We start from the raw sequence: 2,013 nt of genomic DNA on the forward strand, positions 1-2,013 counted from the left end.
GCTGGAGAACGGCAGGTCAGACACCACGGCTTCGAGCAGCTCGTCAACGATCTCGTTGGCGCTCGCCAGCTTCTCCCGGCGACGTCCGGGCTCGCCGTGGATGCCCACACCCATTTCCATCTCATCCGCGCCTAGCTCGAACAGCGGCGAGCCCTTGGCAGGCGGGGTGCAGGAGGTCAGGGCCATTCCCATCGTCCTGGTGACCGCGTTGACCTTGTTGCCGATCCGCAGCAGCTCGTCGAGGTCGGCATCCTGCTCAGCGGCCGCGCCTACCGCCTTGATCACGAAGAAGTTGCCCGCGACCCCGCGGCGTCCGACCGTGTACGTCGAGTCCTTGACCGCGACGTCGTCATCGACGATCAGCGTGCCGATGGTGAGGCCGTCCGCCTCCGCCATCTCCTTGCCCATCTCGAAGGCATCCGTCAGAAGGAGGCGCGTCTCTTCGCGCTTGCCGACTACGAGCGCCAGATGACGATCGAGACCATCAACGCCTTCGCGGACGCCAGCATGAAGGTCATCCGCGCCGCAGCCGCGCTGCACGTCGACCCGAATACTGTCCGGCTACCGGCTCGGCCGGATCAGCGCAGCTTCGGCGGCCTCACGGACCTGCAGTGCATCCCCGAAATCGGGGCTTTGTTGTACGTCTTGACAGGATGTGTAGAGATAGGTAGAAAATTGTTGACAACGTTGTTAGACAGTTGTCGAGTATCCGGAGTGGCAGGACGGCGGCCCACCACGTCGGGGCAGTGGTGTCGCCGAGAGGACGTTGTCGGGTCTCGCCCCTCCGAAAAGAGGACATATGCCCAACCTTGATCGCAGGCAGTTCTTGTCTACCGGGGTAGTCGTGATTGGCGGTGGCCTGCTCGGGGCGGCCGCTCGTCCCCTGGCCGCGAAGGCTGCCCCGGACGCGCAGAGCGTCGTGGGCGAGCAGGAGATCGCCGACGGGTGGACGTTCGCTGCCGCGGACGCTGACGGCCTGACCGGCCCGATCCTGTCAAGTGCCGCGAAGGTCTCCGGTCTGCAGCCCGCGGTGGTGCCCGGCACCCCGCTCACCAGCATGATCGCCAACGGGATGTTTCCCGATCCGCTGTACCGGCACATCGTTACCGACACCGTCCCGGACACCCTCAAAGACACCAACTACTGGTACCGGACGAGCTTCCACGTCCCGCAGCTAGTCGACGGGCAGCGGTTCTGGCTCCACTTCGATGGGGTCAACTACCTCGCCGACATCTGGCTCAACGGTTCGCAGGTCGGGTCGATGGAAGGTGCGTTCATCCGAGGCGTCTTCGACGTGACCGATGTCGTAGCGCAAGCTAAAGGTATGGCCCATCTCGCGGTGCTCGTGCATAAGTTGGACTTCTCCGAGGGTCCGTCGCTCCCGAGCTACGCCAGCGGCGTGACCCGCGGGGGGCGCAACGGCGGCCCGACCGGGATCACGCTGGAGAACGGCCCGACGTTCTTCTGCACAGCCGGCTGGGACTGGTTGCCCACCATCTCCGACCGGGACCTTGGCATCTGGCAGCCGGTGCGCTGGTCGACGACCGGGCCGATCCGGCTCACCGACGTGCATGTCGACCCGACCCTGTCCGACGACCTGAGTACCGCCGACGTCGCTCTCGGCCTCACGTTCGACAATGCGGCCAGCACCGACCAAGCTGTCACGGTCACGGGAGACATCGGGGGAACCTCCTTCCAGCATCCGATCACCGTGCCGGCCGGCAGCTCGTCGGTTACGCTCACGCCAGCTGATGTTCCTCAACTCCGGCTGAACAAGCCTCACTTGTGGTGGCCCAACGGATACGGCACCCCGCACCTGTACCAGCTCACGGTGCAAGTCGAGACGGGCCAGATGGTATCCGACGAGCGCTCCGTGCGCTTCGGTGTGCGGCGTATCGAGTACAGCGTGCCGCGCACCGATCCGTCCGGTACGTTGATCGACAGCCTCGCGCTCACCGTCAACGGTCAGCCGATCCTCGCGATGGGTGGCAACTGGGGCTTGGACGAGGCGCT

At 65.3% G+C, this 2,013-nt stretch carries 2 protein-coding genes; one reads left to right on the forward strand and one right to left on the reverse strand.

What is annotated here, in order from left to right; translation table 11 throughout:
* Window positions 1-540 (reverse strand): dihydroxyacetone kinase subunit DhaK (locus tag VGH85_23180; protein ID HEY2176724.1); only part of this gene is annotated, 540 nt, incomplete at its 3' end.
* 304 nt (window positions 541-844) lie between these two features.
* Here VGH85_23180 and VGH85_23185 point away from each other — a divergent pair.
* On the forward strand, window positions 845-2,013 hold a 1,169-nt coding region (locus VGH85_23185), incomplete at its 3' end, for a beta-galactosidase (protein ID HEY2176725.1).

It is taken from the genome of Mycobacteriales bacterium, from assembly GCA_036497565.1.
Taxonomy (GTDB): Bacteria; Actinomycetota; Actinomycetes; order Mycobacteriales; family QHCD01; genus DASXJE01.